Raw genomic sequence first — 13,988 nt, forward strand, 5'->3', positions numbered from 1 at the left:
GTATAGTGATATTCTAACTGAAGATTTCAGCGAATAACAATTGTATGATATCAGACGATATGAAACTTAGGCAATTTAACCTCTGTAAATAATATTATTCTCATTCCTTAGTCTTTTGCCAATCTTCCAAAGCGCGGACTACTATACTGTGATTTAAGTTTAACACAACAAAAAGTCAACAGTCATGCATTAAACCTAGGCGTGAAAAAGATATAGATTTTTTGCGCATGGTAGGGAACAGGGAACAGGGAACAGGGAACAGGTAAGATATTTTTACGAAAAAGGCAGGAAAAGAATTTTTTATGGTGACTTTTTCTTTCTTTAGCTAATATAACTAAAAGGCTTATTTATTTTCCACCAGATGTCTATTAAGACTTTAGAGGTATCAAGCCTCAACTGAGATGGCAAAAATATCAACGGAGACAACTGATAACTGAAATGACTTTTAACTTGCCTGTAAAGCTACACCAGGAACTTTTCGATAGATTAATTCAATCTGAAAATTAAAATCTAGACTAGCAAAATTTACTTTTTCTCCCCTGCTATAAGTTTGAGAAACCCAGATTCCTTGTTCATTTTTTCGAAAACATTCTATACTCATTTGAGACTGACTAACTAATACATATTCTTGTAAACTTGTAGCTGTTTGATAATCAGCAAATTTCCCTCCTCTATCAAAGTTAGCTGTGCTTGGAGACAAAATTTCTATGATTAAAGAAGGATAAATAATAAAGTCTTCATTTGAACTTAAATCCCGTTTATCACAAGTTACTGCCACATCAGGATAATAATAACAGTTAGCTTCTTCTAGTCGAACTTTAATATCAGAAGTAAGTACAATATAGTCATTATCGCGCAGATGAATATTTAGTTCTGTGACTAAATTACTAGCAATAATAATATGGGGTTTCTTTGCCCCTACCATTGTATAAATTTTGCCCCGTCTATACTCATGTTTAATCGGACTTTCTCGCTCTCCTGCTAAATATTCTTCTGGAGAAATATAGAATTGATTTTGATTAGCTATCATGGGTTTGACTTTGCTATTTATACTATTATATTATATCAATAACTAGGGTGAAATAAAAACTATGTCTAAAGTAGTCCAGTAGGGTGCGTTAGTGAAGCGTAACGCACCATTCTAGATGTGTCAGTCCACTACTCTGGGAAAAAATTCCTTATGTGATTTTTAAGTTAATAGTGATGCGTTAGGCGATCGCCTTCTTCCTTCTTCCTTCTTCCTTCTTCCTTCCTAAAAACTATGTCTAAAGAAACAAAAAACTTAAACCAAAACGCAGTTATTATCGGTGGAGGCCCGGCTGGTTTTGCCACAGCATTAATGTTAGCTAAACGTGGTTGGCATCAAATTACAGTATTAGAAAAACGACCTGCTGCAGATTTTTATGAACCTGATAAATCATTTAATTATTTAATTGATGGGCGGGGACAAAAATTCACCGATCTATTAGGTTTAACTGAAAAGTTAGCAAAAGTTAGTGTGCCAAATACAGAATTTTATCTGACAGAAATTAAGGCAAATGGTAATCGTAAAACATCAAAATTACCGACAGTAGATCCTAATCGCAAAACAGCTTACTGGCTTCAACGTCGAGTTTTTCTACAGTTACTTTTTCAAGAAATTGAGGAAAATTGGCAAAATCAGATTACGACTTTATTTAATACAAAATGTCTGGATATTAACAACAAGGATGGAAAATTAACAATTCTTGCTCAAGGAGTAAATGACGAAAAAAATTATCAATTTCAGCCAGATTTGTTAGTTGGTTGTGATGGAATTAATTCTCTAGTTCGGCAAACTTTAGATAAGTGGGATAATTCTGGAACCAATAAATTTAAAATGCAGTTTTTTCCCTCTGCAAGTTCTGGTTTAAAATACAAAGTTTTGACTTTACCACCTAATTTTCCCCTAGACCATAATAATTCTGAACAGGCAATTTGTACAATGGCTTATGCTATTCGTGGAGCATTTTCAGATTCTCAACATTCTTTATCTCTAGGAATTTTACCTTTTGCTGACCCGAACGAACCAAGAACAGCAAATATTATTAGAAAACCAGAACATGAAATTTGGAATTTGCAAGATGCTGAAAAATTGTCGGAATTTTTCGATAAAGCTTTTCCACAATTGCCAATAAATGAAATAGTTTTACCGGAAGAAAAAGAGCGTTTTGCTAAAAGTGAAGGTGGATATTTTCCCATCCCTCAATATTGTTCTGGGTTGCATTTGTTATTATCAAACACAGATAATTCTCCTGGGATAGTTTTATTGGGAGATGCAGTGCATTGTTTTCCTCCTGATATTGNAAAAAGAGCGTTTTGCTAAAAGTGAAGGTGGATATTTTCCCATCCCTCAATATTGTTCTGGGTTGCATTTGTTATTATCAAACACAGATAATTCTCCTGGGATAGTTTTATTGGGAGATGCAGTGCATTGTTTTCCTCCTGATATTGGGCAAGGTGTAAATTCAGCTTTGGAGGATGTGTTTATACTTAATCAAACACTTGCTAAAACTAATGATATTATCTCTGATGCTTTGCCATTATTTGAGTCTTTACGTTCTCCAGATATGAAGCCTTTAATTCGTTTGAGTCAAACTGCTTTTCCTTGGCAATATAATCAAGATATTCTCGGTAAAAGACTGTGGAGTATTAACTTTTTTATTCGGTTATTGTTGAATAAAATATTGCCTTTTATTTTTGCTCCTCCTGCTTTTATGATGATTCAAAACCATAAACTTAGTTATAGTCAAATATGGTCTATGGCTCAAAGAACAACTGTCTATATATATGTCTTGGGAATAGTTCTAATTTTCGGAAGTTTGGCTTTATTTTTGGATAATTTTTAGTATTTTGAGAATTAGGAATATAGGACTTTTTAACTAGACCTCCAATATCAAGTTCTGGTAATTCAGTTATTAATAGTCAAAGTTTTGTAGTGCGGGCATCTTGCCCGCCACAACTTGATCTGAGTGATATCATGTCCGGTAGCATCGGTATTGTATAGCAAAGGTAGGGAACACTTAACTGGGAACAGGGAACAGGGAGGGAGGAAGAAGCTTTAAGAGAAGGAAAAACTTTATATGGCGGTAGATATTTTCCCAACTTTTACACGCTCCGATACCAACGGACATGATANTTAGCGTTCCGCACAACTTTCCTATCGGAATGCTACGCAAACGTTAACGCGGAGCGACATGGAAAGCGGAGCATTCCCTATACGAAAAAGCGCAGCTCCTCCGCAGGAGGCTAACTGAATTGCGCAGTTACGACCATAGGAGGCTAACTGATAACTGTTTCAAGTCCAAGCGCGGAAGAAAGTATTTTCCTGCCAAACACTAGCTGTTTTCTGCTCGATCGCTCCCATATCCTGCTGAGTTAATTGCTGAAACTGTTGAGCAACCCTAACATTTGACTGCAACATCTCTACGGACTCCGTAGCAATAATACAACAATGCACTCCCGCCAATGACAACACATATCCCATCGCCTCTTGCATATTCAAAACTCCTGGTTGGAGTAACTTACCGTAAGCGGGTATTTTCATCCCAATAACTCCGACATTTTTTTGTTGCGCTACTGGCAATACTGCGGGAGCAAAAGGTCGAGGATGATGTTTGTCAGCAGCATTTATCGAAACCAAAGTTGTATCAAACGGATAACGGCGCAACCCCTCGGCAATAACATCCGGTTCGTGATGACCTGTAATTCCCGAAAACTTTACTATACCTTGTTCCTTTGCCTCCTCCATCGCTTTAATAACACCTTGGTTACCGAAAATTTGGTCTAAAGTTTCCATGAAAGAAACATGATGTAACTGCCACGAGTCAAGATAGTCTGTATTTAACCGTTTTAACGATCGCTCCAACTCCCGCCATGCTCCATCGCGATCGCGTCTTCCTGTCTTAGTTGCCAAAAATATATCGTTTCTATAAGCGGGCAAAACTTTACCGAAATGTTCCTCACTTGCACCATAACTAGCAGCAGTATCAAAATATCTAATTCCCAAAGAAAGAGCAGTTTCAATTATTGCCACTGCTTCTTTTTCTTTCCCACTTTTGTCTACAGGTGTTCTTCCTGCTCCTCCTAAACCTAAAAGTGGCACTTTGACACCAGTTTTACCTAATACTCGCTCTGGTATTGTGGATGTAGTAGGTATCTCTACAGATGCAACTTTTGTCTGAGTCTGTTTATTCATGGCAGCACCACCTACAATGCCACCTGTAACAGCAACACTTGTCATTATAAAGTTACGTCGAGTCGTTTTTTTAGTCATAGTTGTCTATAGTTTTTTTGACATTATAACAACTCTAAAAAAATTATGTTTTTTGCTATATCAGGACTTACCAAAAAAATGGGTATAAAGCCTCTCCATTCATGGAGAAAAAAAGAAAAAATTTTCCTTTTAACAAATCCTCTTCTTGAAAATAAGAGGTAATTATACCTAAGTTATTTCCCAACAACTCTATTAATTATTGAAGCACCCAAACAAGAAACCGGGTTTATTACCCTGGTTATTCAAATCACGAAATTTTGTCGATAAACCCGGTTTCTGGGTAAGTCCTAACTTACTTATGTCGAATGAATAAATATCAATTACATATTGAAAGGTCAAAATTTGCCAACCCTAATCATAGAAAAATTTAACAACATCAAATCTAAAAATTCCACTCTATAAATAAGTCTGCAACTGCTAATGTAAAACCTGGTAAAATATCTTCTCCATCTAAATTATCCGTAAGTTGTAATAATTTATCCGGCTCTGGTTTATGATAAACTAAAATTGATTTTTCATCAGGATTAATTACCCAAACTAACCGACAGCCATTTTCAAAATATTCAACAATTTTTTGATGTAGTTCCTCAAATGTATTATTAGGAGAAATTACCTCCACTGCCAAATCAGGAGAACCCTGAAAATAACCTTTAGGTAATCGCTTTAACCCTAACAAACGGTCTTTAGAAACAAAAGAAATATCTGGAGAAAGTTTATTTCCTGATTTTAAATTAAAGGCTGTACTAGAGTCGCAAGTTACACCTAATTTTTTAGGACGAGAATATAACTCTATTAAGCCACATAGATAGACAGTAATATTGCCATGCTCCATTCCCAAATTTCCCATCTCAACGTCTCCANTAGGTAATCGCTTTAACCCTAACAAACGGTCTTTAGAAACAAAAGAAATATCTGGAGAAAGTTTATTTCCTGATTTTAAATTAAAGGCTGTACTAGAGTCGCAAGTTACACCTAATTTTTTAGGACGAGAATATAACTCTATTAAGCCACATAGATAGACAGTAATATTGCCATGCTCCATTCCCAAATTTCCCATCTCAACGTCTCCATTAATTAATTCATAATGACTGCCATCTTCTGATAATTCTTTAAATTCTTCATCTGTTAAGATTTTTTTATCCGTTGCTATACTCATAAATTTATCCTGCTATTTTGTTTTTAGCACAGGCATTATGCCTGTCATTTCAGTTATTAGTTATCAGTACATCTAAGTTAACCTAGAGACTTGAAATAATAAGTAGACCAATATATCTAAAATAGTACATTATATTATTGGGGGCGGGTTGACCTAATCTCTGGTGAAAAATCATTAATTTAAAGCTGAACCCGCCCCTACTTTAATTTAAAATAGTACATTATATTATTTGTGGAGTTAATTTCAGTTATCAGTTATCAGTTATCAGTTATCAGCCTTTTAATTTATCAGTTAGCCTCCTCCGGAGGAACTGCGTTTTTTCGTATAGGGAATGCTCCACAAACATGTCGCGCTCGCTATAAGTTTCATGTCGGCGACAGCCGAAAACAGTACCTCTGCAATAAGGAGGCTTGACATAAGGAATATTCTCTTTATTTATCCCCTTAAAAGGGGAGGCTTTATACCACAATTTTTCGGTAATTATCCATGATTCATTATTAATTTTTAGTTAATAACAAATGTTTAAACTGTACCTTCAAAAAATTACAATTACTTTCCTTTTATTATTTTTCAATCCATTAATAGCACTTAGTCAAGAAACTACTCAAGAAATTTGTTCTACAGAACTAACTAATGCTATTGATGCTGTAATAAATAGACCAATTTTTCGTCGGTATCGGTGGGGAATTTTAGTCGAAACTTTATCTAAAAAAACAGAAATTTATAGTCGGGATGCCGAATATTATTTTATTCCTGCTTCTACCGCAAAACTATTAACAACTGCAGCAGCATTACAACAACTTAGACCTCAATTTAGAATTAGAACTTCAGTTTATGGTGATGGAAAAGGCAATATATATATTATGGGAAGAGGCGACCCTAGTTTAACAGCAACCCAACTGAAAAGTTTGGCTGAACAATTAAAAGAACAGGGAGTAGAAAATATTAATCAATTAATTGCNCGCAAAACTATTAACAACTGCAGCAGCATTACAACAACTTAGACCTCAATTTAGAATTAGAACTTCAGTTTATGGTGATGGAAAAGGCAATATATATATTATGGGAAGAGGCGACCCTAGTTTAACAGCAACCCAACTGAAAAGTTTGGCTGAACAATTAAAAGAACAGGGAGTAGAAAATATTAATCAATTAATTGCTGATGATAGTTACTTTCAGGGAATGACAGTTAATCCTAATTGGGAATGGGAAGATGTTCAAGCTGGTTATGGCGCACCAATTAATAGTTTAATATTTAATCAAAATGCTATAGATTTAGTTTTGTCTCCCCAAAGTTTTGGTCAACCTTTAAAAGTTACTTTTGTTAATCCAACGGAAAGCAAAAAATGGCAAATTGAAAATAATTCAGTGACTGTAGCAAAGAATGAAAAGGAATTTGTTGAGGTAGGACGAGATTTTATTCAACCAATAATTCGTATATCTGGGCAACTCCGAATTGGCTCGGCATCGGAACCTGTTTATGTGGCAGTTGTGGAACCTGTGGATAATTTTTTAAATAATTTTCGTCAGGTTTTAGAGTCAGAAGGAATCAGGGTTTCTCGAATAGTCAAAAATTCACAAATAACCTCTAATTTAAACTTGACTGAATTAGCTTTTGTGGAGTCTCCCACAGTAGCAGAATTAATAGAGGAAGTGAATAAAAAAAGTAATAATGTTTATGCAGAAGCTTTGTTACGTCAACTAGGAGTTAGGAGTAGATTAATTCCTAAGAAAAAATCTAATAATCAGACTTTGGCAAAAAGTTTAGAAGAGGTAAAAGTAATTTTAACTAGATTAGGAGTTACTCCTAATAGTTTTAGATTAAATGATGGTTCTGGTTTATCTCGTCATAATTTAGTTACTCCACAAGCTTTGGTACAAACTCTCAGAATAATGGCTAATTCTCCCTGGGCAAATCTTTACATAAATTCTTTACCTGTGGCTGGTGTTAGTGGCACATTAAGTCGGCGTTTTAGAAATAGTTTTGCAGAGAGAAATGTACAAGCAAAAACAGGAACAATTAGTGGTGTTTCTGGTTTGGCAGGATATATTCAGCCTAGGAATTTTCAGCCTTTAGTTTTTAGTATTATTGTTAATCAATCTGATTTAGAAACCAAAAATTTGAGAACTGCTATTGATGAAATTGTTTTGCTATTAACTCAGTTAAAGTCTTGTGGTTAAAAAGTATTTATGGAAGGTCATTTCAGTTATCTAATTTATTGTAGGGGCGGGTTTTTCAGTTATCAGTTATCAGTTATCAGTTATCAGCGCGAATGGTTTGACCTATTATTATTAATTGAACTCGCCCGCCCCGCCCCTACATTTATTGGTGTGGGGGCGGGTTTTTCAGTTATCAGTTATCAGCGCGAATGGTTTGACCTATTATTATTAATTGAACTCGCCCGCTCCGCCCCTACATTTATTGGTGTGGGGGCNCAGTTATCAGTTATCAGCGCGAATGGTTTGACCTATTATTATTAATTGAACTCGCCCGCTCCGCCCCTACATTTATTGGTGTGGGGGCGGGTATCATTTCAGTTATCATATCAAATATGCTTGATTGGACATAACAAAATTATCAAATCGTCATAACTACTAAATCTTTGTAATTCTCTCTCCTCCTGACTCCTGACTCCTGACTCCTAAATACTTAACCAATCGTTAATGCTTTGGGAACTAAGGGCATTGGGGAACTTTCTGTAGTAGGTGTAGCAGCAGCGATCGCTAATGCTGTTTACCATGCTACAGGTAAACGTATCAGAAATTTACCTATTACTCCAGATAAATTCTTAAAATATAGAGGGGGGAACAGGTAGAAAAGTAGGGAGTTTCCATAGAACCTCCCTACTGTGGTCTACAAGAGTTAAAACTGCTATAAAATTTTTTCTAGAGCAATAAATGTTGAAAATACTTGATTATCTTTGCTTCTATTATGTTACCAATTATTCCACCTCCGAAAGGGTTTAGAATGTTCTACTCTCCTAACAGTGAGCTTCTATTAGTTTACCGTCCAAATGGCATGAGATACTTACTTATATTCGCAATTATTTGCATTTTTGCTTGGATACTATTCTGTATTTTTATTGCTACATTGCTGATAACTTCATTTATCCTNATGTTCTACTCTCCTAACAGTGAGCTTCTATTAGTTTACCGTCCAAATGGCATGAGATACTTACTTATATTCGCAATTATTTGCATTTTTGCTTGGATACTATTCTGTATTTTTATTGCTACATTGCTGATAACTTCATTTATCCTAATTCAAGATTATTTAATCAGCATTTTAACTTTTATATTTTTCTTTATTCCTTTAGTGATGTATTTTTTTGCTGCTAAAATTTTTAATCAAGTCTATATAGTCCTATATTTTTTTCTAGCACAAGCAAGCTTTGACTTAAGATTTGACTGCCTAGTTTTCAATGAAAAATTAGGTACTTTTCAAGAAAAAAAACAAGAAATTAGGCGTTCAAAAATTAAATATATACAACAAGTTAAAACTAGCGGTTTTAAAGGAAATAGATTTTCATCATGGGGCTTATTAATCAAAACTACCCATCAAGATTACCATCTTCTTGCTTATCAATCTTATGACAAGATTCAATGGCTAGGTAAAATTATTGCTGCATGGGCTAAAGTTAGCTACCTAAAATGAAATCAAAAGTCAGATATAACATGGGTATCTTATCTGCCACAGATGAGCAATACAAAAAACTTAGAAATAATAGAAAAATTCTGCCAAATTCTTAAAGGAGAAATTAGTCTTTCAGATAATTTACTAAAGCTAAATATCTTTCAAGGAGTCTCTCAATTTCCCATCAGAATTAAATGTGTTTTATTAAGCTGGCACTCTCTCAAATCAGTATTAGAATAGCCAGGCAAATTAACAATAAAAAAAGACCTTAATCAAAGGTCAATCAAGATTAATAAGTTATAACTAAAGTTAAAGGCGGCACCCAGATTCGAACTGGGGGATGAGGATTTTGCAGACCCTTGCCTTACCACTTGGCCATGCCGCCATTTTTACCCACACACATTAATATACACTATCCCAGGAAATATAGCAAGCCTCAAATTTAATGCGATCTAAATCACTTATGGCCTTGTTTTCCATCGCACTATGGACAAATATTTAAAGCTATCTTTAAGATTCTCATCCTTAATATATCAAAACTTTCTCATTAACCATGATTTCTAAATTTCCTGTCCTTGTCGCTCAAATTACCGACACCCATCTATTTGCAAACCCCACTCAGGGAAAAATGTATGGAGTTCCCACTGAAACCTCTTTCCTAAAAGTTTTAGAGAAACTGGGACAATTACAACCCCAGCCAGATGTGCTGCTACTAACAGGGGACATTTCTCAAGATGAAACCCCCGAATCATACCAACGTCTAGCATCCTTACTTAGTGCCCTAAATATTCCTACTTACTGGATAGCAGGAAACCATGATTGTTTACCTATTATGGAACAGGTATTAAATTCTGCCCCTATTTCTTCCCAAAAATCTTTTGAAATTGGCGGGTGGTACTTTTTATTACTAAATACTAATGTGCCTGGATGTGTGTATGGTCAAGTTTCCCCAGAAAGTCTCAAATGGTTAGAATCTCAATTAAAAATAATAGGAAACAAACCAGTTTTAATTGCTTTGCATCATCCTCTTGTAAAAATTAACTCAGAATGGATGGATAGAATTCTTTTACATGAACCGGAACCATTATTAAATATAATTAATCGTTATCCACAAGTAAAAATTGTTTTATCTGGTCATGTTCATCAAGAATTTGATACAGAAATAAATGGTATTCGTTATTTAACAACCCCTTCTACTTGTATTCAATTTGAACCTAAAAATCCAGAATTTGTTCTAGATAAAAAGTCACCCGGATTAAGATTACTAAGTCTATATCCTGATGGAAATTACACTACAAAAATTGAAAGAGCTGACTATATTTATGAATTTGATATTACTGCTAGTGGATATTAAAAAAATGCTTTATAAAGGATACTTTAACGAAGTCAAAAGTTAGAAGTTAGAAGTTTTTTTGTAACGAGTATTTTGAGTAAACCTCCAAAAAAAATTATACTTAAAAGGCGGGGTTTTAGACCCAATGATTTTGATAAAATAAACAATTAAGCCTTTGCTGAAAGTAGTTTTTTGCTTTATATAGCTTTAAGCATTTAGCTATCAGCTATCCTCCTGCGGAGGAACTGCGTTATACCATTTCTCAAAAACTTTATCTATTTCAGAGTAGGGGAGTAGGGGAGTGGGGGAAGGTAGGGACGTTTTGCTAACGCAAAGCTCCACTTTATATGTCGGCGACAGCCGTTAACGTTTGCGGAGCATTCCGTCAGGAAAGTTGTGCGCCAGCAAAACGCTGCGCGACATGGAAAGCGGAGCATTCCGGAACGGAAAACGCATTTTTGCCTGTGCAACGTCCGTACAAACAAGAATAATTAATGCAAAAGATTGCTCAAACTAACAAAAAAGTAATTAAACTAAGGTAATTACTTCATAACTGAAGTGTTATTTAAGTATAGCGTTACTTTTAGGAATTGGTATTAACAGCTCAAGTCAAAACCATTGGTTGTAAAGGATTTCAATTTTATCAATGTCCTAACACTTTTTTGTAGTTCTATATATCCCGTAGCGAAACCAAATATGAAAAGATGAAAATAATTCCACACTCATAATACAATTTTTTCCTATTAGCCGTAACCCATCAATTGAGATAATATAAGATAAAAAATAATCAAAAAAACATCATGGTTCAAACAATACCAGCTAGCAAAATAGACCTATATACTTTAGAATAAAATTTTGGTTTAAAACGCGTAGACGACCCAACTTTTTTCCCAGAGTGGCAAGAAAATTTACCGAATTATTAATTATTAATTGTTAATTAAATAATTGTGGTTTAAAGCCTCCCCTTTGAAGGGGAAAAAAAGAAATGATATTTCCCAATCTTNTATTAATTGTTAATTAAATAATTGTGGTTTAAAGCCTCCCCTTTGAAGGGGAAAAAAAGAAATGATATTTCCCAATCTTCAATCAAGAAAGGTTTTAACCAGAGGTAATTATCAATTATCAATTATCAATTATCAATTATTGAACAGGATTGACAGATATGGTAATTCCCATTTATTCAACCCTTCCCTAGGAACAATTTCTCACCTCAAAACCAGAATTATTTTTAACCTTAACTCCACAAGAATATTCTATAACACTCTTACCTTTACCAATATTATTCTCAATCAAATTTCCCTCACCACCTAAACTAGCTTTCATCGTAATTTTACCAGCTACATTATTATTTTCAACTCTCACATTTTCCATAGAATAAGGTTTACTATTCGTATCAGCCATCACAAAAATATTAGATGTTATTTGATTATCAACAATCCTGACATTACGAATATATCGAACCTTATATAAACCAATATAAGCATTACCCCGATTATTCTTAATTATTACTCCATTTACGGTCGTACCTCCACAACATTCCTGAATTAAAATCCCTTCTCCATCTACACTCAAATAATTAGTATTTCCTATCCTATGTCTATAAACCTCGTAATTATTTCCCTCAATTAAAACATTCCATCCAGACCAATCAATACCCCTATTTTCTAAAGTTACTGCTCCTGTAGTCTCCCTTTTCCCTGTGGGGTCTATCCAATACTGTTTATTTTTTTGGTCTTTAATCTGATTATCTTTAATTATCANTCTCCATCTACACTCAAATAATTAGTATTTCCTATCCTATGTCTATAAACCTCGTAATTATTTCCCTCAATTAAAACATTCCATCCAGACCAATCAATACCCCTATTTTCTAAAGTTACTGCTCCTGTAGTCTCCCTTTTCCCTGTGGGGTCTATCCAATACTGTTTATTTTTTTGGTCTTTAATCTGATTATCTTTAATTATCAAACCATCACCAGCAGCCACAATTCCCACTCGCATTGTATGATAAATCCAATTATCTCTAACTACTATTCCCTGACGAAATAATCCTGGTTCCGTTTCTGGAGTTGCTGCTAACTTAAAACCACTTCCTTTGCCACGATTTATAACTATTCCATAGTGATTTGTATAACTGAAATTTACCTCATCATTTTGATAAGTAATAATTGACTTTTTATCTCGTGACTTAACTTTATAGCCAGGTTGATTATAATTATCTGTTATTCGATCGTTGAGGCGATTATTACTAATTAAAACATTGGCATATCCATTAACTATAATATTAGCTGCAAATCGATAACTCAGTCTTTGCCAAGGTTCTTGAAAATCAATATCTGGAACTCCTGGGTCTGGTTCAGCAACATTATTACTCCGAACTCCAAAAATAATAATATTTTGATTTTTGCCATTATCTAAATCAGCTTTAATACTAATAGCAGCACGGTTAATATCAAGATTAATCAGACCGATATTACTATCTGTATCTGGTGCAGTTGTAGAGATATTTTTAAATGCCGTATTATTAGGCGTGCCACTACCAGAAAGTTGAGGTTTATATTTGGGAAATACTAATTTAGTAGGAGGTAAAAAAGAGTTTGATTTAGCATCTTGAACTTTTGGTATTTCACCACGAATAATCACACCATTTTTGAGTTTAATACTATCAGTAAAGTTGTATGTTCCGGCAGGAAAATAGACTACTCCTCCACCGTTTGCTGCCGCAGCATCTCGCGCAGCATTAAAGCGTTTATTAATATTTTTTCCTGGAAAATCTTTGATATTATAGACACAATTCCATTTGATTTGATTTGTCCAAGGATATATATCTTTGCCGTAGTAGGTGGCGATCGCATTATCTGTAATTCCACCACTAAGACTACCGCAAGAATTATTGATTTGAGAAACCATTGGTGAATTATTAGAAGTAGTTACTAGCAATTGGCTTACTGCAAAACTTCCTATAGTAAAGCTGATAAATGCTATAATTCCTAATAAAATTTGCCAATTTTTTTTTTCACGTCGATTAAAGTATTTTAGAAGTAAATAATAATTTCATAACCGTACGAAAAAAACTGTAGAAAATCGTGACAGCTTTTATCTTGATATTGGATTAACCAATATTGGCTGTACGGCACAGCTCACTATTNACGAAAAAAACTGTAGAAAATCGTGACAGCTTTTATCTTGATATTGGATTAACCAATATTGGCTGTACGGCACAGCTCACTATTCCCTCAGTACTAAATGCCTCTGGGAATTTCTTGTCTTATATTTGAAGACTGCCATTAACATCGGCATTAATGACTATACCAGTTTCACTCCTGAATAAACCACGTTTGACTCGTTTTCCCAAATAATTTTCTTGAGCAAAGGGCAATTCTAAGTCAATAGCAGATGTTTTACTGGTGTAACTTTCTTCAGTTTCAATGACTTTAACCCCAGCTAGTTGACATTTATAAGTTATCTGTTGAATTAGCTTAGAGTGCGGTATTTGGGTAAAGTTTTGATTGTTTTTTTTACCGATGTTTGCACCTTGTTTCCAGTTATCATTTTTGCCTATGACTACAGTA

10 protein-coding genes, 1 tRNA gene and 3 pseudogenes are annotated in these 13,988 nt (G+C 34.4%); 7 read left to right on the plus strand and 7 right to left on the minus strand.

What is annotated here, in order from left to right; translation table 11 throughout:
• Positions 1 to 445: 445 nt before the first annotated feature.
• Positions 446 to 1,030 carry a Uma2 family endonuclease gene (locus AFK68_RS30910; RefSeq protein WP_094677854.1) on the minus strand — a complete coding sequence of 195 codons (585 nt, stop codon included), beginning with the start codon at positions 1,028 to 1,030 and terminating at the stop codon, positions 446 to 448.
• Between the two features lie 231 nt (positions 1,031 to 1,261).
• On the opposite strand from AFK68_RS30910, the gene AFK68_RS30915 reads away from it, so the two are divergent.
• Positions 1,262 to 2,324 (plus strand): NAD(P)/FAD-dependent oxidoreductase (locus AFK68_RS30915; RefSeq protein WP_143438470.1); only part of this gene is annotated, 1,063 nt, incomplete at its 3' end.
• Positions 2,325 to 2,393: 69 nt separating this feature from the next.
• Positions 2,394 to 2,867 (plus strand): NAD(P)/FAD-dependent oxidoreductase, encoded by a 474-nt coding sequence (locus tag AFK68_RS30920; RefSeq protein WP_256386687.1) that lies wholly within the window; start codon positions 2,394 to 2,396, stop codon positions 2,865 to 2,867.
• 449 nt (positions 2,868 to 3,316) lie between these two features.
• Here the strand turns inward: AFK68_RS30920 and AFK68_RS30925 are convergent, their stop codons facing one another.
• The 3 genes and pseudogenes from AFK68_RS30925 to AFK68_RS40300 form a co-directional block, all read right to left on the minus strand.
• The gene (locus AFK68_RS30925; protein ID WP_094677856.1) at positions 3,317 to 4,294 is read right to left on the minus strand and encodes an aldo/keto reductase; all 978 of its coding nucleotides are present in this window, start codon (positions 4,292 to 4,294) and stop codon (positions 3,317 to 3,319) included.
• Positions 4,295 to 4,676: 382 nt separating this feature from the next.
• On the minus strand, positions 4,677 to 5,141 hold the full coding sequence (locus tag AFK68_RS40295) for a Uma2 family endonuclease (RefSeq protein WP_256386688.1): 465 nt from the start codon (positions 5,139 to 5,141) through the stop codon (positions 4,677 to 4,679).
• Between the two features lie 14 nt (positions 5,142 to 5,155).
• Positions 5,156 to 5,450, minus strand: a pseudogene (locus AFK68_RS40300) (Uma2 family endonuclease); the annotation flags it as partial.
• Positions 5,451 to 5,968: 518 nt separating this feature from the next.
• Between AFK68_RS40300 and AFK68_RS47115 the strand changes: the two are divergent.
• The 4 genes and pseudogenes from AFK68_RS47115 to AFK68_RS37620 all read left to right on the plus strand — a co-directional run.
• On the plus strand, positions 5,969 to 6,411 hold a 443-nt coding region (locus AFK68_RS47115), incomplete at its 3' end, for a D-alanyl-D-alanine carboxypeptidase (protein WP_210407714.1).
• A gap of 1 nt (position 6,412) precedes the next feature.
• Positions 6,413 to 7,631: pseudogene (dacB, locus tag AFK68_RS30940) on the plus strand (D-alanyl-D-alanine carboxypeptidase/D-alanyl-D-alanine-endopeptidase); the annotation flags it as partial.
• A gap of 488 nt (positions 7,632 to 8,119) precedes the next feature.
• A complete protein-coding gene (locus tag AFK68_RS37615; RefSeq protein WP_168186723.1) occupies positions 8,120 to 8,266 on the plus strand; it encodes a hypothetical protein in 147 nt (48 codons plus the stop codon).
• 881 nt (positions 8,267 to 9,147) lie between these two features.
• Positions 9,148 to 9,324: a hypothetical protein gene (locus AFK68_RS37620; RefSeq protein ID WP_168186724.1), complete on the plus strand. Its 177-nt coding sequence runs from the start codon at positions 9,148 to 9,150 to the stop codon at positions 9,322 to 9,324.
• Positions 9,325 to 9,397: 73 nt separating this feature from the next.
• Here the strand turns inward: AFK68_RS37620 and AFK68_RS30955 are convergent.
• A tRNA-Cys gene (locus tag AFK68_RS30955) sits at positions 9,398 to 9,469 on the minus strand.
• A 168-nt stretch (positions 9,470 to 9,637) separates the two neighbouring features.
• Between AFK68_RS30955 and cpdA the strand changes: the two genes are divergently transcribed.
• Complete coding sequence (gene cpdA / locus AFK68_RS30960; protein WP_094677868.1) at positions 9,638 to 10,438, plus strand: 3',5'-cyclic-AMP phosphodiesterase; 801 nt, start codon at positions 9,638 to 9,640, stop codon at positions 10,436 to 10,438.
• Positions 10,439 to 12,178: 1,740 nt separating this feature from the next.
• On the opposite strand, the pseudogene AFK68_RS30970 reads toward cpdA, so the two are convergent.
• Positions 12,179 to 13,326 (minus strand): annotated as a pseudogene (locus AFK68_RS30970) (glycosyl hydrolase family 28-related protein); the annotation flags it as partial.
• Positions 13,327 to 13,684: 358 nt separating this feature from the next.
• On the minus strand, positions 13,685 to 13,988 hold a 304-nt coding region (locus AFK68_RS30975; protein ID WP_210407713.1), incomplete at its 5' end, for an IS200/IS605 family accessory protein TnpB-related protein.

This window comes from Hydrocoleum sp. CS-953, assembly GCF_002260545.1.
GTDB lineage: Bacteria > Cyanobacteriota > Cyanobacteriia > Cyanobacteriales > Microcoleaceae > Trichodesmium.

Coding starts and splice junctions, on each gene's coding strand:
- AFK68_RS40295 (WP_256386688.1), bottom strand. CDS start 5,141: ATGGGAAATTTGGGAATGGAGCATGGCAATATTACTGTCTATCTATGT.
- AFK68_RS30925 (WP_094677856.1), bottom strand. CDS start 4,294: ATGACTAAAAAAACGACTCGACGTAACTTTATAATGACAAGTGTTGCT.
- cpdA (WP_094677868.1), top strand. CDS start 9,638: ATGATTTCTAAATTTCCTGTCCTTGTCGCTCAAATTACCGACACCCAT.
- AFK68_RS30910 (WP_094677854.1), bottom strand. CDS start 1,030: ATGATAGCTAATCAAAATCAATTCTATATTTCTCCAGAAGAATATTTA.
- AFK68_RS37620 (WP_168186724.1), top strand. CDS start 9,148: ATGAGCAATACAAAAAACTTAGAAATAATAGAAAAATTCTGCCAAATT.